Here is a 21,995-nt window from a genome sequence, read left to right as displayed (position 1 = left end):
CACTTCACTTTTATAGTAATTATGTAACTAAAGGGAGTTTTATTGCTTGGTTAATAAGACTTCGAATAATTGTGTCTAACTTTTTAAAGAATACGCCATAAAATAAAACTTGTTTTTGTGTTACTTAAGGGTTACACTTTTATCAAATCTACCAAAACAAACTTTAGAAATGAAAAAAATCAGTGTTAGAACCACTCCTATTTTTGATAAGTGGCTAGATAGCTTAAAAGATTTTAGAGCAGTAGCAAGAATATCAGCACGAATTGATCGTTTAAAAATAGGTAATTTAGGTGATCATAAATCAGTTGGTAGTGGTATATTTGAATTACGTATTCCTGAAGGAAAAGGCTACAGGGTATATTTTAAAAATTATAATGGTGTATTAGTTATCTTACTATGTGGTGGAGATAAAACAACGCAATCTAAAGACATTAAACAGGCAAATAAAATAGCGAAAGAATTAGGAGTTTAAAGATGAAGCTTGATGATTTAAAAGAATTTGATGCATCTAAATATTTAGTGGATGAAGAATCTATTGCAATTTATGTAAATGAAATGCTTGAAAGTGGTGATTTAAAAGCGTTACCACTTGCATTAGGGACTGTTTCAAAAGCACGTAATATGAGTGAACTCGCTCGTAAAACAGGGATTAGTCGTAAAGGGTTATATCAAGCATTATCAGAAGATGGCAACCCTAGTTTTGATACCGTTTTAAAAGTAATGCAAGCGTTAAATTTGACTTTTGAAATTAAACAAAAACAAGTTATATAAAGATTAGGAAAAATAATGGCACTAAATAAAAAAGAAGAATTACAACAACAAAAAGAAACATTACAACAAGCGGTTAGTTTTGCATTAAATATTGTAAAAAAAGCAGGGGCAGAGGCAGAAGTTGCCGTTACTAAAGTTACAGGATTATCAATTTCTACTCGTTTAGAACAAACAGAAAATATCGAATTTAACAACGATGGGTCACTTGGAATTTCGGTTTATCTGGGCAAACGAAAAGGCAATGCATCCACCTCAGATCTACAACCAAAATCCATTCAACAAGCGGTGGAATCTGCGTTGGCTATTGCAAAATATACCTCAGAAGATGAATGTGCAGGTTTAGCAGATAAAGAATTATTAGCCTTTGATCCCCCTGATTTAGATTTATATCATCAAGCAGATATCAATGTCGATCAAGCTATTGAAATGGCAATTCAAGCTGAACATAGTGCGTTAAATTTTGATAAACGAATTGTAAACAGTGAAGGAGCCAGCTTTAATTCACACAGTGGTGTGAGAATGTATGGTAATACACACGGAATGTTGCAAGGTTATCTTTCAAGCCGCTATTCACTTTCTACCAGTGTGATTGCAGCTTATAATGATCAATTAGAGCGTGATTATGCTTATACGATTTCACGTGAATTTAATCAGTTACAATCACCAAAATGGGTAGGTGAACAGTCAGCAATGAGAGCGGTAAAACGTTTAAATCCTCAAAAATTAAGCACCAGAGAAGTCCCTGTGATTTTTGCCAATGAAGTGGCAACGGGTTTAATTAGTCATTTAGCAACGGCGATCAGTGGCGGTACGTTATATCGTAAAGCGAGCTTTATGCAAGATAAACTCGGTGAACAAATCTTACCGAATTGGTTTGAAATTTCAGAACACCCACATTTATTACGCCAATTAGCTTCATCACCATTTGATAGCGAAGGGGTACGCACCCAAGATCGAGAAATTATTAAAGCAGGTATTTTAGAAACCTACCTTGTTACCAGTTATAGTGGACGTAAATTAGGGCTAAAATCCACAGGACACGCAGGTGGCATTCATAACTGGATCGTGAAATCAAATCGAACAGGCGGATTAAAAACTTTACTCAAAGAAATGGGAACGGGTTTACTTGTAACGGAAATGATGGGCAGTGCCATTAACGGGGTAACAGGGGAATATTCTCGTGGTGCATCAGGTTTTTGGGTAGAAAATGGCGAAATTCAATATCCAGTTGCAGAAATTACCATTGCGGGTAGATTACAAGATATGTATCAAAATTTAGTTGCTGTGAGTGATGATGTGGAGTTGCGATCAAATATTCAAACAGGGGCAATTTTATTGGAGAGTTTGAAAATTTCAGGGGAGTAGGCGGTAAGATCTTTATCACTTTTTACAAAAATATTACTCCCTTAAATAAAAAATTACTTGGTAAATTATAATGAATATAAGAGAAAAAATAAGAGATTATATAGACAAATATGCTGACCTAAAAATACAAAAACGAGCTGAAAATATTTTATTGCACTTTTCAGGTAAGAAAAATGGGAGCTATATTTTTACTTATAAAGGAACTAAGCGAGAACCTTATCATATTGATATTGAGTTTATAAAAAGGGCAATTTTTACAAATTGTACTTGCCCTTATAACTTTGGTGGCTTATGTAAGCACGAGGTTGCAGCACTTAATTATATTAGTGATTTTTTAATTGATGAGAACAATAATTTAATGGAGGAAGATGATAAAGTCGAGTGTGATCTTCCTGATGACGTGATAAAAAAATTTCAGCAAGGAGAAATTCAACTTGTTGATCATCTTCTCTCAGAAGATATGCTATTGAAGTTACGAGACATCTATCCGAGTTATTTTTCTTTTGATGATGTGAGATTAAAAAAAGTAACAGAAAGCGAGGTTGAAGGGATTGTTTGTAATAATATTCATATATTATGTCAATATGATATCAATACGCAAATATTACGTTTTGAAATGAAAAATACAGAGAAAGAATACTTTGATTTCGTTATTCTGACTTTATTAAAAATCATTTGTAATTTAGGTAAAGATTTTTTTGATCCAGATTACAAACAGAAACTTATTCAGGGGTATTTTCAAGAAAATAGTATTGATTATAAATATGAAAGTTATTTTGATATTAAAGTTATAAATGAAAAAGCCACTTTAGTGAGTAAAATTCCTAATTTTTATGTAAAAACTGATGCATTACAAAAAGGGTTATTATTAAGTGAAAATGATGAAATCGCCCTTGATCTTTTACCTGAAAAAATGCATAGCCCTGAAACTTCGGGCTTTGGATTTTGTATTAAACAAAGTTGGCACAGTGCTTCAAAATTTGATTTTGTATTATTTCACGGTAAATTTAAGAAAAACACGCGTGAGATTTCAAGTGCATTAAAACCTATTTATGACCATAATTTTCTTGATTATTTCAATGCTCGTGAAGAACAAGAGCAGCAGATGTTGGTGCAGGCTTTTGCATTAGTGAGTGAATTAGAAGAGTTTAGGATTAGAGCTGATCAACTTAGTTCATTATCAGAAATTTATGTGAAATTTAAGCATTTTATTGATAATCATAAAGACAGTTATCCATTTTTTATAAAACCTGATCGTGATACTAATTTTGCTCGTAAAAATATTGAATCTGTAATATTTTCTGATAGTTCAGCGAAACTTTTCTTTAAGGTTAAAAAAACAAAACAGCGTATTAGTGTCATTCCTAAAATCTGTATAGATGATAAAGAGTATAAAATTAATGATAGTGAACTCTTCATTACGTCTTTTTTCTGTATTAAAAATGGGAAAACCCTTCATTTCTTTGATTCTCCGAAAGATTTTGTCTATTTAAAAAAATTTAATTTTAAATCAGAAATTAACTTTCCAAGTTTAGAGCAAGAGGCTATTTTAACGAATGTAATACACCCATTAAGCAAGCACTTTGATGTAGTACATAATCTTGTTACGCCTAAACCTTTACCTTCTGATCTGATATTACATAAAGAAATTTATATTTCTGATTTTCAAGAATTGTATATTGTCTTTAAGTTAGGGGTTCGTTATGGGGATTGTTTTGTAACAGTTGATAGTAATGAAGCTATTTTTGATGAGAAAACACAACAGTGGCTTCAAAGAGATAAAGTGTTTGAAGAAGCGTTTAGTGATTATTTTCAAAGTCTGCACCCTGATTTTGCTCATCAACAAGGGAAGTTTTACTTATCACCTTATAAATTACTTGAAGATGAATGGCTAATTAAAATATCTCAAAAACTACAACAGCATAATATTGAATTATTTGGTGTTAAGGATCTTAAATCTTTTAATTATAGTTTGCATACTCCGACAATTAAGTTGGCAGTAGATTCAGAAATAGACTGGTTCGATCTTAAAATTCAAGTCTCATTTGGTAAAGAAAAAGTTGCATTAAAAGACATTAAACAAGCGGTATTAAATAAACAAAAATTTGTTCGTTTAAAAGACGGTAGTATGGGAATTTTACCTGAAAAATGGCTTAGAAAAATTGCAAATTATTTTAAAGTAGGAAAAGTTGGGGAGAATGGTATTCAAATTTCTCATTACCAGTTTAATCTGTTAGATGAATTGTATGAGCAATTAGAAAAGAAACCTGAATTTTTAAAAGAGCTGTATCGTAAAAAACAGAGTTTGGAACAGTTGCATAATAAAGCTGTTGAGAATATTGCGATACCAAAAGGCTTGCAAGCACAGTTACGCCCTTATCAACAAGAAGGTTTTAATTGGCTTGTATTTTTACATAATAATCATTTAGGCGGTTGCTTAGCAGATGATATGGGACTTGGAAAAACATTGCAAACCATTGCTTTACTCCTATATCTTAAAGAAAATAGTAAGATTTCAATTAGCTCACCACATTTAATTGTTGCACCAACTTCACTTATTTTTAACTGGCAAAAAGAGATAGAAAAATTTGCACCTAATCTGAAAGTGCTTATTTATACAGGTATGTCACGTCACGATAAATATTCTTTGATGAATGAAGTAGATGTTGTGATTACGACTTATGGCACGGTTGTTAATGATATTGAAAATTTACAACAACAGAAATTTAGTTATATTATTGCTGATGAAAGTCAAGCGATGAAAAATCCAAATTCTAAGCGATACAAAGCAATGCGATTACTTGAAGCGAATAATCGTCTAGCTTTAACGGGAACACCGATAGAAAATAATACTTTTGATCTTTATGCTCAAATGAATTTTATCAACTCAGGTATGCTCGGTAGTATGAAGCATTTTAAAACAACATTTTCTGATGCAATAGACAAAGAGAAAGATGTTGAAGCTGCAACATTGTTGCACAAAATGGTTTATCCGTTTTTATTAAGACGTACAAAATCACAGGTTGCTCAGGATTTACCGCCAAAAACAGAAAATATTATATTTTGCGAAATGGAGCGAGAGCAACGTCAAGTTTATGATGCTTTCAAAGAGAAATATCGTACTGAACTTTTAAATAAAATGGAGCAAGAAGGGGAGCAAAGTACGCAATTACACATATTGCAAGGCTTAACTAAATTACGCCAAATTTGTAATGCCCCACAATTATTAGATGATGGAGAGGGCTCCTATACCAAAGCATCAATTAAGTTAGACATATTATTAGAATATGTGTTAGAAATTATGACACAAGGAAGTAAGATCTTAATTTTTTCACAATTTACATCAATGCTCTCATTAGTAAAAGCACGTTTAGAAAGTGAAGGGATTGTTTTTGAATATTTAGATGGACAAACAATGGATCGTCAAAAACGCGTCTCAAACTTCCAAGAGAATGATGAAGTAAAAGTCTTTTTAATTAGCTTAAAAGCAGGTGGAACAGGGCTAAATTTAACCAAAGCAGAATATGTATTTTTACTTGATCCTTGGTGGAATCCTGCCGTAGAAAATCAAGCGATAGATCGCTGTTATCGTATCGGTCAAGATAAACACGTTATTGCATACCGAATGATTTGTAAGGATACGATAGAAGAAAAAATTATGGCATTACAATCTGATAAGAAGCGGGTATCAGAGAGTATTATTCAGGTTGATAAAGATACCAAATCATTTGATAAGGCACAGGTAAAAGCCTTGTTTAGTTAATATATTTTACTAGCGGTAATATTTTTATCACTTTTTGCAAAAAAGGAAATAATTTGAAATACAAAGGTTTTTTGTTAGATATTGATGACACCATTTACGATTATACTTCTGCGAATAAAATTGCCTTAGATAATGTGGTGCAGTTTTGTAAAACTGAGTTCAACCTTGATGAAAATGTGGTGAGAAATGCGTATATGCAAGCTCGCAACAAAACGCATTTTATTTTGCAAGGCACAGGATCTTCTCATAATCGCTTGCTTTATATTCAAAAAATGCTGGAAGATTTGGGTATCAATCCACTGCGTTATGGATTACAAATCTATAATATTTACTGGGATACATTCCTAGTAAATATGCAGATTTTTCCTTTTGTAGACGAATTTTTTGATAAATTTGGGGAGCAGGTTTGCTTTGTTACCGATTTAACCAGCCATATTCAGTTTAGAAAAATTCAGCAATTAGGTTTGGCGGATAAGGTGAAACATATTGTAACCAGTGAAGCAACAGGACACGAAAAGCCACACCCTTTTATGTTTTTACAGGGATTACAAAAACTCAGTTTACCGATAGAGCAAGTTTGTATGATAGGGGATAGCGTTGAGAAAGACATTTTAGGGGCGAGAAATATCGGGCTTGACGCTTTTTGGTTAAACTTAGCAAATAAAAAAAGCGAGTATAACGATAAAGGAATTATCGAAATACACACTTTTTCAGATCTTAAAAATTATCTTTAAATACATAGGTGTGGAAACGTATTTTTGTTAAAATTTAATATGATTTAACTGCTTCAAACACTATCATACTTGGTTCAATTAACCGCTCTTGATTTGTTCTATGGCGATAGTTTGATAATGTTTTGTAGATTTCAATTCTTGCTCGGTTTAGTCCGCCTAATGGCTTATGTGCTTTGACGGCATTTGCTGGTGAAAAAGAAAGTTGTTCAGCAAGTGCAAAGCGTTCAGGTGTATTCATTGTTTGCTGTGGAATAGTTAAGATTGCCACTTTAATAAAAGGACTTTTCCATTGCACGCTAGCATCTTCTATCGGAGTTTGCTTTTCATCAATAAATTTTTGCACATAAAAATCAAAGGTTGTACTCCAATAAGAAATATCCAGTGGGCTAGTGTGATTCTTCACGCCATTTGCTATTACAGATAGCTGATTTTCATTGTACCGTATTTACCGATTACTTAAAAATCGATAAACCACCCACGCCCAACCAATAAACACAAACTGAATAGGTACACGGATTAGTGCTAGTTTATGCGTACCGATAGCAGGATCTTCCATAAATACATCACTGATATGTATCGGTAAAAACACCCAAAACATCATAAATATTGCCAATGCTGACCAAGTGGCAATGGTTTTACCATAAGGGCGAATATGATTAAACCTAGCCGCCAATAATACGCCTAAAATTATTTCAATTACCGCTGAAAAATAGACAAAAAATTCTGTAAATGGTAAAAATCGTGGTACAAAGGGCATATAAAAATCCACTTTGAGAAAGTGCTGAATACCTGCGTTTATCATAAAGATAACAAGTAAGTAGTGGAGGAAAATTAGGGCATATTGTTTTAGTTTTTGCATTTTTTTATTTACCTTGTTAGTGTTATTGTATGAATGTTTTTAAAGTAACGTAAATATTCATAATGTTCAATATAATTTCCATTATTTTTAACTATTATAGTAATAGAGATATTTATCAATCTTAAATAAAGGAATAATTGTTCTCATCCTTAATGATTAATTATTCAAACGAAAGTAGGCAATATTAGAACATATAGCTCATTTTTTTAAGAAAAACACGATCTTATCCTGATATTTTTATTGTATTTTTTAAAAAGCCTTGCTATCTTAAAATAATAATTATAGACCATAGGAAGAAAAATGCTTTTTTCCTATGGTTTTTCAGATATTTTAACTTTAGGTATATTTAATGGCAAAATCATTAGTAATTGTGGAGTCTCCAGCAAAAGCCAAAACAATCAATAAATATTTAGGCAAGGACTATGTGGTGAAATCAAGTGTAGGACATATTCGTGATTTACCCACCACTGGCAGTAGCTCTGGTGAAAAAGTAAAAGCGATTTCAACGAAAGGAATGACCGCCGAGCAGAAAGCAAAAATTAAAGCAGAAAAAGACCGTAAAGCATTAGTCAAACGAATGGGGATTGACCCTTATCACGATTGGGAACCGAATTATCAGGTTTTACCCGGTAAAGAAAAGGTCGTTTCAGATTTACAAGCCCAAGCCAAAAAAGCCGATCATATCTATCTCGCAACCGATTTGGATAGAGAGGGAGAAGCGATAGCGTGGCATCTACGTGAAGTGATCGGAGGAGATGATAGTCGCTTTAGTCGAGTGGTGTTTAATGAAATTACACGTAATGCTATTCAGAAAGCCTTTGAGACCCCTAAACATTTAAATATGGATCGTGTCTATGCACAACAAACAAGACGTTTCTTAGACCGTGTGGTGGGCTTTATGGTATCTCCATTACTATGGAAAAAAGTTGCTAGAGGTTTATCGGCTGGACGAGTGCAATCTGTTGCCGTGAAACTGTTAGTTGAGCGTGAACGTGAAATCAAAGCTTTTTTACCCGAAGAATTTTGGGAAGTGGCTACACAAAACACCGCAAAAAATGGGGCAATCACTTTAGATTTAACCCATTTTAAAGGTAAAAAATGGTCAGCGAAGAATAAACAAGAAGCAGAGCAAACGGTTAAAGCATTACAATCTAGTGCTTTTGTAGTCAGTAAAGTGGATAAAAAGCCGACTTCATCAAAAGCAAAACCGCCTTTTATTACTTCAACCTTACAACAAAGTGCCAGCACACGTTTAGGTTTTGGGGTAAAGAAAACAATGATGTTAGCTCAGCGTTTATATGAAGCAGGGTATATCACCTATATGCGTACCGACTCTACGAGTTTAAGTCAAGATGCGTTAACGATGGCTCGTGGTTATATTGAAAGTAAATTTGGTGCGGATTATTTGCCTGAAAAACCAAATATTTATTCCAGTAAAGGCAATGCTCAAGAGGCTCACGAAGCGATACGTCCGTCAAATGTGGCAACAAAATCCAGTGACTTAGTAGCAATAGATAAAGATGCAGTACGTTTATATGAGTTAATTTGGCGACAATTTTTAGCCTGTCAAATGACAGCAGCAAAATATGACTCTACAAGCTTAACCATTACTGCAGGGGAGTATGAACTAAAAGCCAAAGGACGAGTATTACGTTTTGATGGTTGGACAAAAGTACAACCTTTATTAGGGAAATCAGCGGAAGATCAAGTTTTACCCGAATTAACCCTAAATGAAGTATTAACTTTAAACAAAATCATACCAACACAACATTTTACCAAACCGCCTGCACGTTTTAGTGAAGCAGCGTTAGTAAAAGAATTAGAGAAAAAAGAGATTGGTCGTCCTTCAACTTACGCAGCGATTATTTCAACCATTCAAGATCGTGGTTATGTTAGATTAGAAAACCGCCGTTTTTATGCAGAGAAAATGGGCGAAATCGTGATTGATCGTCTTGATGAATCCTTTAGTGAACTGATGAGTTATGATTTTACGGCAAATATGGAAGATGCCCTTGATCAAATTGCCTCAGGAAATAGCAATTGGAAGCAGGAATTAGACCGTTTCTTTAAAGATTTTTCAGAAAAACTCACTAAAGCAGAACTAGATGAATTAGAAGGCGGAATGCGTCCGAATAATATCGTCGAAATTGATGTGGCTTGCCCTGATTGTCAGCGTAATATGTCTATTCGTACCGCAAGTACAGGGGTTTTCTTAGGTTGTACAGGTTATGCATTGCCACCAAAAGAGCGTTGTAAAAAAACAATCAATTTAATTCCAGAAGCGGAATTATTGAACGTATTAGATGAAGATTCAGAAACTAACGCATTATTACATCGTAAACGTTGCCCAAAATGTGATACAGCAATGGATAGCTACTTAGTGGATCCTGAACGTAAATTACATATTTGTGGTAATAATCCAAATTGTGATGGTTATCTGATTGAGCAGGGTAGTTTTAAAATTAAGGGTTATGACGGTCCTATTGTTGAGTGTGATAAGTGTGAAGCTGAAATGCACCTAAAATTAGGGCGTTTTGGTAAATATATGGCGTGTACCAAATGTGAAAATACCCGTAAAATTCTTAAAAATGGTGAAGTGGCGCCTCCTCGTGAAGAACCAACCCATTTCCCAGAATTAAAATGTGAAAAATCGGATGCGTATTTTGTACTGCGTGATGGGGCGAGTGGTGTATTTATGTCGGCACATAATTTCCCTAAATCTCGTGAAAGTCGCTCACCAAAGGTGGCAGAATTAGCACAGTTTAAAGATCGATTACCTGAAAAATTACGTTATCTAGCAGACGCACCTCAAAAAGATCCTGAGGGTAACGAAGCCATTATTCGTTTTAGCCGTAAAGAAAAACGTCAATATGTCACTTCTGAAAAAGAGGGCAAAGCCACTAAATGGCTGGTAGACTATATTGATGGTAAGTGGGTGGAAAGAACAACTAAAGTCAAAACTACCACAAAGAGAAAGAAATAATTTACTTAATATACAAAAAGTTTCCTATATAATATTGCCTAACAATGACAGATTATTTTGAAGAGGTAACTTTACAGTCAATCAAAGTGAAAAAATAGTAGGACCTACAAATGACAAAAATTGAGAGATATAATAAGGCTGCTTCAGCACCTAAAAATAAATCAAAAGAAATTATTAATATTATGAATATTAAACAAGGAGACAAGATCCTTGAAATCGGAGTTGGTGGTGGTTATTACGCAAAGATATTTTCAGAAATAGTTGGTGAAAAAGGGAATTATTATGGTATTGACACAGACAAAACATTTATTGAAAATTTAAATGTGATTGGAAAATCATATTTGAATATTGTAGGAATAAAAATACAACCAAATGAAATACCTGATTTACAGGAAAAGATAGACTTTGTTTTTACACGAAATGTTTATCATCATTTAGAAAATAGAACTGATTATTTTAGAAAAATATCTAATATGATGACAACTAAAGGTAAGATTATAATAATTGATTATGATGAAAGTTTTTCTCTTTTTAGATTTTCGGGACATTACACTAAAAAAGCCTTGATAATTAAAGAGCTTAAAGAAGCTGGTTTTTCAGTTATACGAGATTTAAAATTATTAAATAAACAATCATTTTTGATATTTGAAAAAAATGAAAATGGGGTATAACATTTTGGTTGAGGATTATAATTTAGAAAAATATGGAGATCTTAAATGGATATTAAACAATTAGAAGCAATTCTTGGTGATGAAGAAGATATTATTTCCAGAATGGCAAATATTAGTGCATTTTTATATGAAACTGTTCCTAATATTAATTGGGTAGGATTTTATATTGTACGTGGTGATGTATTAAAAGTAGGACCTTTTCAAGGGAAAGTCGCTTGTTCTAATATTCCAAAAGGGAAAGGTGTTTGTGGTACGGCGTGGGAGCGTTTAGAAACTATCGTTGTACCTGACACTCATCAATTTGAAGGGCATATTGCTTGTGATGTAGCCTCTCGTTCTGAAGTAGTTATTCCTATCCTAGATGAAAAGGGTGAAATGGTTGCAGAGCTTGATGTTGATAGCCCATTGTTAGATCGTTTTTCGGATAAAGATGTGGAATTTTTAACCGCTTGTGTAGATCTTGTATTAAAGCGGTAAGATTTGCATAAAAATTTGCAAGTTTTTGAATAATTAGAGAAAAGTGAAATCTACTCGAAAAAATTTGTAAACAACCAATAAAATAGCGGTACGATCTTAATTAAAATTTGCAAATTCTAATTAAAATCATACCGCTTATTTATAATAAATTAGAGAACTTTTACAATCGCTTCACACAAATCATCAATATTCGCAGCCGTGATACCCGCCACATTGATACGTCCTGAACGTACAGCATAAACCGCAAATTCATCTTTAAGGCGATCAACTTGTTCTGCTGTTAAGCCACTAAAAGAGAACATACCATTTTGTTCAAGGATAAAATCAAAGTTTTGAGTGACCCCTTTTTGCTTTAATCGAGCAACAAATTGATGACGCATTTCTTTAATACGTTCACGCATTTCTGTGAGTTCAGTAATCCAACTCGCTTTTAATTCACTGTCGGCTAATACCGTTGAAACAGTGCTTGCTCCGTGTGAAGCTGGGTTAGAGTAGAGCACTCGAATAATCTGTTTGATCTGACTAAGTGCATTGTTTGCAATGGTTTCATTTTCCGCAACTAAAGTGAATGCCCCTACACGCTCTTTATATAAACCAAAGTTTTTAGAATATGAACTGGCAACCAGTAATTCATTATGGTTTTTCGCAAAAGTACGTAACGCATAGGCATCTTCTTCTAAGCCATTTGCAAAACCTTGATAAGCAAAGTCAAAGAGTGGTAGCCATTTTTTCTCTTGTGACATTTTGGCTAAAGCATCCCATTGTTCGGGGGTTGGGTCAATACCTGTTGGGTTATGACAACAACCGTGAAATAACACCACATCACCAGCATTTGCTTGGTCTAAATCAGCAATTAAATTATCCCAGTCTAGTCCTTTAGTCTCTTCATTGTAATAACGATAATGTTTAATATTAAGCCCAACATTACTAAAAATGGCATTGTGATTTGGCCAAGTTGGGGCAGAGATCCAAATATTTTGTGCAGAAGTTTGTGATTTAATAAACTCACCCGCAACACGTAATGCACCTGTACCCCCCAACGTTTGAGCTGTTTTTGCTCGTTTTTGCGTAATCACTTCTGCATTTTCACCAAAGAGCAATTGTTGAGTATAAGCGTTATATTCTGCTACTCCGTCGATAGGTAAATAATTTTTATTGTTTTCAGTTTCAAATAAACGACGCTCAGCCTCTTTTACCGCTTTAATAATCGGCGTTTTTCCTTCAGCATTGGCATAAACGCCAATACCTAAATTAATTTTATTAGTACGAGTTTCTGTTTTAAAAGCTTCGCCCAACCCTAAAATAGGATCAGCAGGTGCGACTTGGATATGTTTAAACATAGTTTTTCCTTTTAATATTGTGTTGCAAAACCACGATTATACGAGGATTTTTTTAAATTGATAAGAGCAAGCGGGTAGATTTGTGAAGTTTTTTGCAAAAATGCAGAATAACCACACAAGTTTAACTATTGATTTTGAGAAATTAATAATGGTTATGTGGATACTATTAAGAAAAGCAAACATAAAAATGGTAAATTTTAAACTGAATGTCACCGCTATATTTTATCAATTTAATCTATAACTCATTGATATATAAAATATACCGTAGAGACAGGAATGCCCTGTTTATCTATATAAAATATTAAATTTGCAAATTTTAATTCGCATCATACCTCTATTTACCCATCACACTTTTGTTTATTTTTTAAACAAACCGCCGCCATTACTACGATTTCACTTGCGTTTTTTTTTTTTTTTTTTACAATCGGAAGGTTTACACATATTTTTTAACAAAATATTTACGGGCAGTAAAAGGATTTTACATCCCCTCAAAAAATCCTAAGGAAAGGTTATCAACTTAAAAGAAGGTATCTTTTTATGAACAACATCTACAAAATCGTGTTTAATCAAACAACACAAACATACACCGCCGTCAGCGAATTAGCCAAAGGCGCTAAAAAATCACAAACACAGTCTTCTGTCTTCCGTCCTCTGTCTTCAGAACAGCAAGCGGGTACATTCTTACCCAAATTTGCAAAAATTGCCTTAGCAATCTCAATGATATTAGGTTTTAGCTCTTCAGCAATGGCAGTGGTTTCTGATGCAGAATTTAATGCATTAAAAGCAAGACTTGATAAGTTGGAAACCGCTAATGGTACAGTAGCTTCTAATGGTGTTACCATAGGCGGACGTAATGGTCACGTATTAGGTCAAGATTCAATCATTGTAGGTGGTGGTGATGGCAGTGGAATTGATGCATCTGGCAGAAACAAAGTCACATCAACAAACTCAGCTATATTAGGTGGAGCAGGAAATACGGTTGAAGGTTACAACTCAGCAGTAGTAGCTGGTTATGACAATATAGTCAAAGGTGCAAGAGCAGTGGCTATGGGTCATAGGTCAGTGGTATCAGGCGATGAAGCTTTTGCAATAGGAGATAGAGTAATTGCTTCAGGTATGCATTCAATGGCAACAGGATATAGAACAGAAGCAACAACTGCTTCTGCAAGAGCAATGGGGGTGAGAACCGAAGCAAAAGGTTATGGTTCTACCGCAATGGGATTAAAGTCATTAGCAGTAGGTACGGGTTCATTAGCCATAGGTGGAAAAGGAGCACCACTAAGCTCAAAAGGAGAAGGCGTATATCATTACATAAATGCTAAAGATTATGATGGAATGCTAGCAGATTATAGTGATGCATTTACCGCAGAAGATAGAGCCAAAATTGCCGCAATAACAGATGATTTTGAAAAAGCTAAATTTATGGAAACCAAAATCTATGAACACGCAGGGGCTTTAGGAGGAAGAGCTTATGCAGATGGTTCAATGGCATTAGGAACAATGACGGTTGCAGGTAAAGAAGTTAAATCTTATCAGGAAGTTGAAAATGAATTTGTAAGAGCAGAAGCGAAAAAGTTAGGATTAAGTGCAGAAGAGACTGAAAAATTATTTGACCGTGGTATGTCGATAAATGCCATTGCACAAGCACAATTAAACGCTGAAGGGAAAGAAGTTTCCTCTGAAAATGTAGAAGAAAGAATTCTGCAACTTGTTGCGAAAGTAAAACAAAACGACAAACCAAATAAAGCGCTTAGAGAGATAGAAGCGGTTGCAATGGGTTATCGTTCAAAAGCAACAGAAGATAAATCAATTGCATTAGGGTTTGATACTAATGCAGGAGGAAGACGCTCCATTGCAATAGGTACAGGAGCAATTGCTGCAGAAGATGGTTCAATAAATATATCTACCGCAGGTACTAGCACAGTGGGAGATGGAGGAACCGTCATAGGCGGACGTAATGGTCACGCATTAGGGCACGATTCAATCATTGTAGGTGGTGGTAATGGCAGTGGAATTGATGGAACTGGCAGAAACAAAGTCACAGCAGAAAACTCAGCTATATTAGGTGGAGCAGAAAATACGGTTGAAGGTTACAACTCAGCAGTAGTAGCTGGTTATGGCAATATAGTCAAAGGTGCAGGAGCAGTGGCTATGGGTAATAAGTCAGTGGTGTCAGGTGATGAAGCCTTTGCAATAGGAGATCGAGTAATTGCTTCAGGTATGCATTCAATGGCAACAGGATATAGAACAGAAGCAACAGCTGATTCTGCAAGATCAATGGGGGTGAGAACCGAAGCAAAAGGTTATGGTTCTACCACAATGGGATTTAAGTCATTAGCAGTAGGTAGGGGTTCATTAGCGACGGGGGGGGAAGAATCACCACTAAGCTCAAAAGGAGAAGGCGTATATCAGTACATAAATGCTAAAGATTATGATGGAATGCTAGCAGATTATAGTGATGCATTTACCGCAGAAGATAGAGCCAAAATTGCCGCAATAACAGATGATTTTGAAAAAGCTAAATTTATGGAAACCAAAATCTATGAACACGCAGGGGCTTTAGGAGGAAGAGCTTATGCAGATGGTTCAATGGCATTAGGAACAATGACGGTTGCAGGTAAAGAAGTTAAATCTTATCAGGAAGTTGAAAATGAATTTGTAAGAGCAGAAGCGAAAAAGTTAGGATTAAGTGCAGAAGAGACTGAAAAATTATTTGACCGTGGTATGTCGATAAATGCCATTGCACAAGCACAATTAAACGCTGAAGGGAAAGAAGTTTCCTCTGAAAATGTAGAAGAAAGAGTTCTGCAACTTGTTGCTAAAGTAAGAGAAATGGACAAACCAAATGAAGCGCTTAGAGAGATAGAAGCGGTTGCAATGGGCTATCGTGCCAAAGCAACAGAAAACAATTCTTTAGCACTAGGCTTTGACGCTGTTGCCAATAATGAAAACTCCGTCGCCTTAGGTTCAAAAGCAGAAACACGTGCCTTTACACAAGAAGATAGTGCAACAGTAAACGGACTTAAATATAAAGACTTCACTGGTTTTGCGGATGGTGTGGTGTCTGTCGGTAAAGATCATTACGAAAAACAAATCATCAATGTTGCACCGGGTAAAATCGCTCAAACCTCAACCGATGCGATCAATGGTTCACAACTTTTTGCTACCAATAAAGCCATTGGTAATGTTGCAAAATCGGTTAAAAATAACTTCGGTGGTAATGCTGCATTAAATGAAAATGGGAACATTACATTTACCAATATTGGGGGGACAGGCAAAGGCACGATTCACGAAGCGATTGGGGATATAAAAACCACTGCCGATGCAGCCAAACGTAAAACCCTTGCAAATAGCACTACACTGAATAACAAAGCAGATAAAAATGCAGGTAATTTAAGTACGGCAGATGTTGCTGCGTGGAAGAGAAAAATCGATACAGATACTAACTCTGTTGAAAGAGTCACTAAAGGTGACGGTATTGAAGTAACAGGTGGGACAACAGCGAAAAATAAAAACTGGACGGTCGCCCTATCGCAAGATACCAAAACAAAACTTGCAAAAATTGCTCAAAATGAGACCGCTTTAGGCAATAAAGCAGACAAAAATGCAGGTAATTTAGGGGCAGCAGAAGTAAATGCTTGGACAACCAAGTTAAATACAGGTGCAAATATCACCGCACCAACAGGCAAGTTAGTGACTGATTCGCAAGTAAAAACTGCACTTGATACAAAACTGGGTACCAGTGATATCAGAAATATCACCAGCTCAGATAAATCTATTGTTATTGGCACAAATAAAAATGTTGCCACTGGTGAGGTAGATTTAAAAATCAATGTTGATGGCTCAACCATTAAAGTGAATGACGAAGGTCAATTACAAGCCGTTGCCTCTGCACCAGAAGTGGATGGTACCAGCGTGGCATTAAACTCAGCAGGTAAAGTCTCTGTCAAAGATAAAGGCATTTCAGCTGCAAAACTAGCCGATAATGCGGTAACGGAAGACAAAATTGCAGATGCATTATTAACCGAGTTAAAAGCAAAATCTCGTGAAAAAGTTAAAGCAGGTGCAGGTATTAAAGTCAGCCCAACTACCGTGGCTGCGGATAAAGATAACCAAGAGTTTACGGTATCATTAAGTGATGCAGTAAAAACCAAATTGGATAACTTAGCCGCTAACCCAAATGCGACTTACTTAAACAAAACAGGCTCAAACATCGGTAACGACACCGCAAAAGCGACCTTCGGTCAAAATGTCGGTAAAGCAAGTATTACGGGTAATGGCACTCAGCTTGTTCAAGAAAAAGCCGTGAAAAGCTATGTGGATGGTAAAGCGGTTCAGTTAGGTGCTCAAGTTAAAACTGTACTCGACACAAAACTGGATGCGGATGATATCACCAGCAAGGATAAAACAGTCACTATCGACACCACAACCACTGCAGGTAAAGTGGATTTAAAAATCAATGTTGATGGCTCAACCATTAAAGTGAATGACGAAGGTCAATTACAAGCCGTTGCCTCTGCACCAGAAGTGGATGGTACCAGCGTGGCATTAAACTCAGCGGGTAAAGTCTCTGTCAAAGATAAAGGCATTTCAGCTGCAAAACTAGCCGATAATGCGGTAACGGAAGACAAAATTGCAGATGCATTATTAACCGAGTTAAAAGCAAAATCACGTGAAAAAGTCAAAGCGGGTGCGGGTATTAAAGTCAGCCCAACCACCGTGGCTGCGGATAAAGATAACCAAGAGTTTACGGTATCATTAAGTGATGCAGTAAAAACCAAATTGGATAACTTAGCTGCTAACCCAAATGCGACTTACTTAAACAAAACAGGCTCAAACATCGGTAATGACACCGCAAAAGCGACCTTCGGTCAAAATGTCGGTAAAGCAAGTATTACGGGTAATGGTACACAGCTTGTTCAAGAAAAAGCCGTGAAAAGCTATGTGGATAACAAAGCGGTTCAGTTAGGTAATCAAATCACGAATGTGAGCAAAACCTTAAAAGAAGAAGTGGCGATTGTTGAAAACAGTGGCTTAACACTAGATACCACCGCCGCAACCACAACCAAAGGGGCGATTTATACCTTAGGTTTAGATGCAGCGAAAGTAAAAGAAGTCGCAGGCACCACAACCCTTCCAGCAGATTTAGCGGCAAAAGCCAACAAAGATGCGTCTAACTTAACCGACCCTGCAGATGTGGGTAAATGGAAGAAAAAACTGGGTATTGATGGGTTACCAACTAACGCAAATATTGCAAGTAAATTGGAAGCCGATGACATCACCAGCAAGGATAAATCGGTGACTATTGATACCAAAACCACCGCAGGTAAAGTGGATTTAAAAATCAATGTTGATGGCTCAACCATTAAAGTGAATGACGAAGGTCAATTACAAGCTGTTGCCTCTGCACCAGAAGTGGATGGTACCAGCGTGGCATTAAACTCAGCGGGTAAAGTCTCTGTCAAAGATAAAGGCATTTCAGCTGCAAAACTAGCCGATAATGCGGTAACGGAAGACAAAATTGCAGATGCATTATTAACCGAGTTAAAAGCAAAATCACGTGAAAAAGTGAAAGCAGGTGCAGGTATTAAAGTCAGCCCAACTACCGTGGCTGCGGATAAAGATAACCAAGAGTTTACGGTATCATTAAGTGATGCAGTAAAAACCAAATTGGATAACTTAGCCGCTAACCCAAATGCGACTTACTTAAATAAAACAGGTGCTAATATCGGTAATGACACCGCAAAAGCGACCTTCGGTCAAAATGTTGGTAAAGCAAGTATTACGGGTAATGGTACACAGCTAGTTCAAGAAAAAGCCGTGAAAAGCTATGTGGATGGTAAAGCGGTTCAGTTAGGTAACCAAATCACGAATGTGAGCAAAACCTTAAAAGAAGAAGTGGCGATTGTTGAAAACAGTGGCTTAACACTAGATACCACCGCCGCAACCACAACCAAAGGGGCGATTTATACCTTAGGTTTAGATGCAGCGAAAGTAAAAGAAGTCGCAGGTACTACTACCCTTCCTGCTGATTTAGCGGCAAAAGCCAACAAAGATGCGTCTAACTTAACCGACCCTGCAGATGTGGGTAAATGGAAAGAAAAACTGGGTATTGATGGGTTAGCCACTAACAGCAATATTGCCAGCAAACTGGAAGCCAATGACATTATCAGTACAGATAAGACTATAGGTATTGATACCAAAACTACCGCAGGCAAAGTGGACTTAAAAGTCAATCTTGATGGCACAACACTGGCGAAAAATAGCAAGGGTGCAATCGGTCTTGTCGATAATGCGGTGACGACGGCGAAAATTTTAAATGCGGCGGTAACCAAAGAGAAACTAGGCACAGATGTCACTACTGTTCTTAATAAAGTCGGTGTGGGTAAAGTGGAAGCGGGTAATCAAAACACCGTAACAGGTGGTGCTGTGAAAACGTATGTTGATGGTAAAGCAACAGAGTTAACGACACAGATTACCAATGTAGGCAAAACCTCGAAAGAAGAAGTGGCGATTGTTGAAAACAGTGGGTTAACACTGACAAAAACAAACGCAACAACAGAGAAAGGGGCAAAATATACCTTAGGTTTAGATGCAGCGAAAGTAAAAGAAGTCGCAGGAACAACTCACCTTGCGACAGACTACTTAAAAGCAGATGGCTCAAATATTGCTAACAATAAAGCAACACTGGGTCAAAATGTCGGTAAAGACACCATTGACGGTAAAACCACGGAGCTAGTTCAAGAAAAAGCAGTAAAAACTTATGTTGATACAGCACTTGAAAAAGTGGGTAAAGCCAAAGACGGTAAAGACGGTTACATCGGCGTTGATGGTAAAGACGGTAAAAATGGCGTCGGCATTGATGGAAAAGACGGTATTACGGTGAAAGGCAAAGACGGTAAAAACGGCGTCACTATCAAAGGTGAAGATGGTGTGAATGGAACCAACGGGGTCATCGGACTAAATGGACACGATGGCATCGACGGAAAACCAGCGAAAGATGTTTCCGCAGACATCAAAGTGGTCAATGGAAAAGCAGGCGTGAATGGAAAAGATGGTGAAAGCTTAACCCGTGTGATTTACCAAGATGAAACTGGTACCACGCATACGGTTGCCACACTGGATGATGGGTTAGTCTTTGCTGGCAATACGCCGAATAAAGTGATGAAAGCCCTTAATGACACCTTAGTGATTGAAGGACAAAAAGGCACTGATCCAGCTAAACACTTAACGAAAGACGCTGAGTTTGCTGCAGACAATATCTTTGTTGATACCACAGATGGTAAGTTAGAAATCAAACTGGCGAAGAAACTGCAAGGTGTTGAGGGTATTGGCATTGCAGGTAAAGACGGTTTAAGTATTGCAGGGAAAGATGGAGCAAATGGCTTAAACGGTAAAGACGGTGAAAATGCAGTTGCGATTAATGGAAAAGACGGTATTTCAATCAAAGGAAAAGATGGAAAAGATGGCATTTCCATTAAAGGTGCAGATGGCATTGCCGTTAATGGTAAAGACGGTAAAAATGGCGTGACTATCAAAGGTGAAGATGGTGTGAATGGAACCAACGGGGTCATCGGACTAAATGGACACGATGGCATCGACGGAAAACCAGCGAAAGACGTTTCAGCAGACATCAAAGTGGTCAATGGAAAAGCAGGCGTGAATGGAAAAGACGGCGAAAGCTTAACCCGTGTGATTTACCAAGATGAAACTGGCACAACGCATACGGTTGCGACGTTAGATGATGGTTTTATCCTTGCAACGGATAATGGCAAACAAGCAGTAAAACTGAATGACACCTTAAATATCAAAGGGGGCGTAACAGAAACCGCAAAACTCAGTGATAACAACATTGGTGTCGTGAACAATGGTACAGATGGGTTAGCCGTTAAACTGGCAAAAGACCTCACTGGTTTAGATTCAATCGTATTTGGAGCAGCGAAAGGAAATGATGTTGTTTCTATCTCGAATGAAGGCATTAACGCAGGGGGTAAACGCATTACCAATATCGGTGACGCAACACAAGATACCGATGCGGTGAACTACAAACAGTTAAAAGCCCTGAATAATGGTAAAGGTATTGATGTTGCTGCTTGGCAGAAACAGATATTACCGACTATCTCATTCTTAAGTGATGGCAAAGCGGCGGGTGACTTTGAGTTAGGCGAACTTGCATTTGACTTTGGAGATGGCTTAAAAGTTGAAAAACAAACCAAAGATGGAAAACAAGTGGCTCACATTACGTTAGACAAGGAGACCTTGAAAAATGACCCTAACTTTAAAGGGAAAGACGGTGTCAACGGTAAAGATGGAAAAGACGGTAAATCTGCCTATGAAATCTGGAAAGGACAAGCGGGCAATCAAAGTAAGTCAGAACAAGACTTTATTCTTGCTCAAAAAGGTCCTAAAGGTGACAAAGGTGAACCAGGGACTGGAACAGGCTCAGGTTCAGTGGTTAATCCAGAGAAGATTGAAATCCAAAATACGACCATCAACAACAAAGGGGTGACGGTCAATAAAGGTGCGAATATTAATGTAAATAATGGTTCAGAAATTAGCATTAATAAAGGCGGAAACCTCCACTTACAAGAAGGATCTAAAGTAACGGTTGAGAAGAATGTTGACATCAATATGGGTGGAAACCAAATCCATAATATTGCTGCGGGAACCAAAGCGGGTGATGCTGTTAATCTTGCTCAGTTAAATAAAGGATTAGAGGACGTGAGAAAAGGTGCAAGCAGTGGCACATCAAGTGCGATGGCAGCAGCAAGCTTACCACAAGCTTATAAACCAGGACATAGTATGGTCTCTTTAGCGGGGGCAAGTTATGACAAAGCGGCTTCTTTTGCAGTGGGTGTTTCATCGATTTCTGATAATGGTAAATGGATTATCAAAGGAAATCTGAATGCAAATACGGAAGGAAAAGTTGGTGTTGGCATAGGTGCAGGCTATCAGTGGTAGGATTAAGATTTAAGAATAGAAATTAAAGATTAATCTAAAATAAAATGCCCGCTTCATTCGAAGGGGGCATT

The 21,995-nt window shown here is 36.6% G+C and carries 12 protein-coding genes; 9 read left to right on the top strand and 3 right to left on the bottom strand.

Annotated elements, in window-relative coordinates:
• The first annotated feature begins 169 nt into the window (after positions 1-169).
• From U9966_RS07720 to U9966_RS07700, 5 genes are all read left to right on the top strand, one after another.
• On the top strand, positions 170-472 hold the full coding sequence (locus U9966_RS07720) for a type II toxin-antitoxin system RelE/ParE family toxin (RefSeq protein ID WP_306347687.1): 303 nt from the start codon (positions 170-172) through the stop codon (positions 470-472).
• A gap of 2 nt (positions 473-474) precedes the next feature.
• On the top strand, positions 475-771 hold the full coding sequence (locus U9966_RS07715; RefSeq protein WP_306347688.1) for an addiction module antidote protein: 297 nt from the start codon (positions 475-477) through the stop codon (positions 769-771).
• A 15-nt stretch (positions 772-786) separates the two neighbouring features.
• Positions 787-2,136, top strand: coding sequence for a metalloprotease PmbA (pmbA, locus tag U9966_RS07710; protein WP_306347689.1), 1,350 nt, complete (start codon positions 787-789; stop codon positions 2,134-2,136).
• Between the two features lie 70 nt (positions 2,137-2,206).
• Complete coding sequence (locus U9966_RS07705) at positions 2,207-5,899, top strand: DEAD/DEAH box helicase (protein ID WP_306347690.1); 3,693 nt, start codon at positions 2,207-2,209, stop codon at positions 5,897-5,899.
• Between the two features lie 53 nt (positions 5,900-5,952).
• The gene (locus tag U9966_RS07700; protein ID WP_306347691.1) at positions 5,953-6,633 is read left to right on the top strand and encodes an HAD family hydrolase; all 681 of its coding nucleotides are present in this window, start codon (positions 5,953-5,955) and stop codon (positions 6,631-6,633) included.
• A gap of 34 nt (positions 6,634-6,667) precedes the next feature.
• Here U9966_RS07700 and U9966_RS07695 read toward each other — a convergent pair whose 3' ends face one another.
• Positions 6,668-7,036 carry a catalase family protein gene (locus tag U9966_RS07695; RefSeq protein WP_306347692.1) on the bottom strand — a complete coding sequence of 123 codons (369 nt, stop codon included), beginning with the start codon at positions 7,034-7,036 and terminating at the stop codon, positions 6,668-6,670.
• Between the two features lie 42 nt (positions 7,037-7,078).
• Positions 7,079-7,492 (bottom strand): DoxX family protein, encoded by a 414-nt coding sequence (locus U9966_RS07690; RefSeq protein ID WP_306347693.1) that lies wholly within the window; start codon positions 7,490-7,492, stop codon positions 7,079-7,081.
• 349 nt (positions 7,493-7,841) lie between these two features.
• Between U9966_RS07690 and topA the strand changes: the two genes are divergently transcribed.
• From topA to U9966_RS07675, 3 genes are all read left to right on the top strand, one after another.
• Positions 7,842-10,475, top strand: coding sequence for a type I DNA topoisomerase (gene topA / locus U9966_RS07685; protein ID WP_306347694.1), 2,634 nt, complete (start codon positions 7,842-7,844; stop codon positions 10,473-10,475).
• 110 nt (positions 10,476-10,585) lie between these two features.
• Complete coding sequence (locus U9966_RS07680; RefSeq protein ID WP_306347695.1) at positions 10,586-11,146, top strand: methyltransferase domain-containing protein; 561 nt, start codon at positions 10,586-10,588, stop codon at positions 11,144-11,146.
• 45 nt (positions 11,147-11,191) lie between these two features.
• Positions 11,192-11,623 (top strand): GAF domain-containing protein, encoded by a 432-nt coding sequence (locus U9966_RS07675; RefSeq protein ID WP_306347696.1) that lies wholly within the window; start codon positions 11,192-11,194, stop codon positions 11,621-11,623.
• Positions 11,624-11,772: 149 nt separating this feature from the next.
• Here the strand turns inward: U9966_RS07675 and U9966_RS07670 are convergent, their stop codons facing one another.
• The gene (locus U9966_RS07670; RefSeq protein WP_306347697.1) at positions 11,773-12,963 is read right to left on the bottom strand and encodes an amino acid aminotransferase; all 1,191 of its coding nucleotides are present in this window, start codon (positions 12,961-12,963) and stop codon (positions 11,773-11,775) included.
• 537 nt (positions 12,964-13,500) lie between these two features.
• Here U9966_RS07670 and U9966_RS07665 point away from each other — a divergent pair.
• The gene (locus U9966_RS07665) at positions 13,501-21,924 is read left to right on the top strand and encodes a YadA-like family protein (protein ID WP_322631694.1); all 8,424 of its coding nucleotides are present in this window, start codon (positions 13,501-13,503) and stop codon (positions 21,922-21,924) included.
• The last annotated feature ends 71 nt before the right edge of the window (positions 21,925-21,995 follow it).

This window comes from Pasteurella atlantica (assembly GCF_963693435.1).
Classification (GTDB): Bacteria; Pseudomonadota; Gammaproteobacteria; order Enterobacterales; family Pasteurellaceae; genus Phocoenobacter; species Phocoenobacter atlanticus.
Note: the sequence above shows the minus strand (reverse complement) of the source record. Positions and strands in the feature narration are given on the sequence as shown.

What these genes read in the sequence shown, in the direction of transcription:
- U9966_RS07670 (WP_306347697.1), bottom strand. Translation starts at nt 12,963, where the DNA reads ATGTTTAAACATATCCAAGTCGCACCTGCTGATCCTATTTTAGGGTTG.
- topA (WP_306347694.1), top strand. Translation starts at nt 7,842, where the DNA reads ATGGCAAAATCATTAGTAATTGTGGAGTCTCCAGCAAAAGCCAAAACA.
- U9966_RS07690 (WP_306347693.1), bottom strand. Translation starts at nt 7,492, where the DNA reads ATGCAAAAACTAAAACAATATGCCCTAATTTTCCTCCACTACTTACTT.
- U9966_RS07720 (WP_306347687.1), top strand. Translation starts at nt 170, where the DNA reads ATGAAAAAAATCAGTGTTAGAACCACTCCTATTTTTGATAAGTGGCTA.
- U9966_RS07680 (WP_306347695.1), top strand. Translation starts at nt 10,586, where the DNA reads ATGACAAAAATTGAGAGATATAATAAGGCTGCTTCAGCACCTAAAAAT.
- U9966_RS07665 (WP_322631694.1), top strand. Translation starts at nt 13,501, where the DNA reads ATGAACAACATCTACAAAATCGTGTTTAATCAAACAACACAAACATAC.
- pmbA (WP_306347689.1), top strand. Translation starts at nt 787, where the DNA reads ATGGCACTAAATAAAAAAGAAGAATTACAACAACAAAAAGAAACATTA.
- U9966_RS07675 (WP_306347696.1), top strand. Translation starts at nt 11,192, where the DNA reads ATGGATATTAAACAATTAGAAGCAATTCTTGGTGATGAAGAAGATATT.
- U9966_RS07715 (WP_306347688.1), top strand. Translation starts at nt 475, where the DNA reads ATGAAGCTTGATGATTTAAAAGAATTTGATGCATCTAAATATTTAGTG.
- U9966_RS07705 (WP_306347690.1), top strand. Translation starts at nt 2,207, where the DNA reads ATGAATATAAGAGAAAAAATAAGAGATTATATAGACAAATATGCTGAC.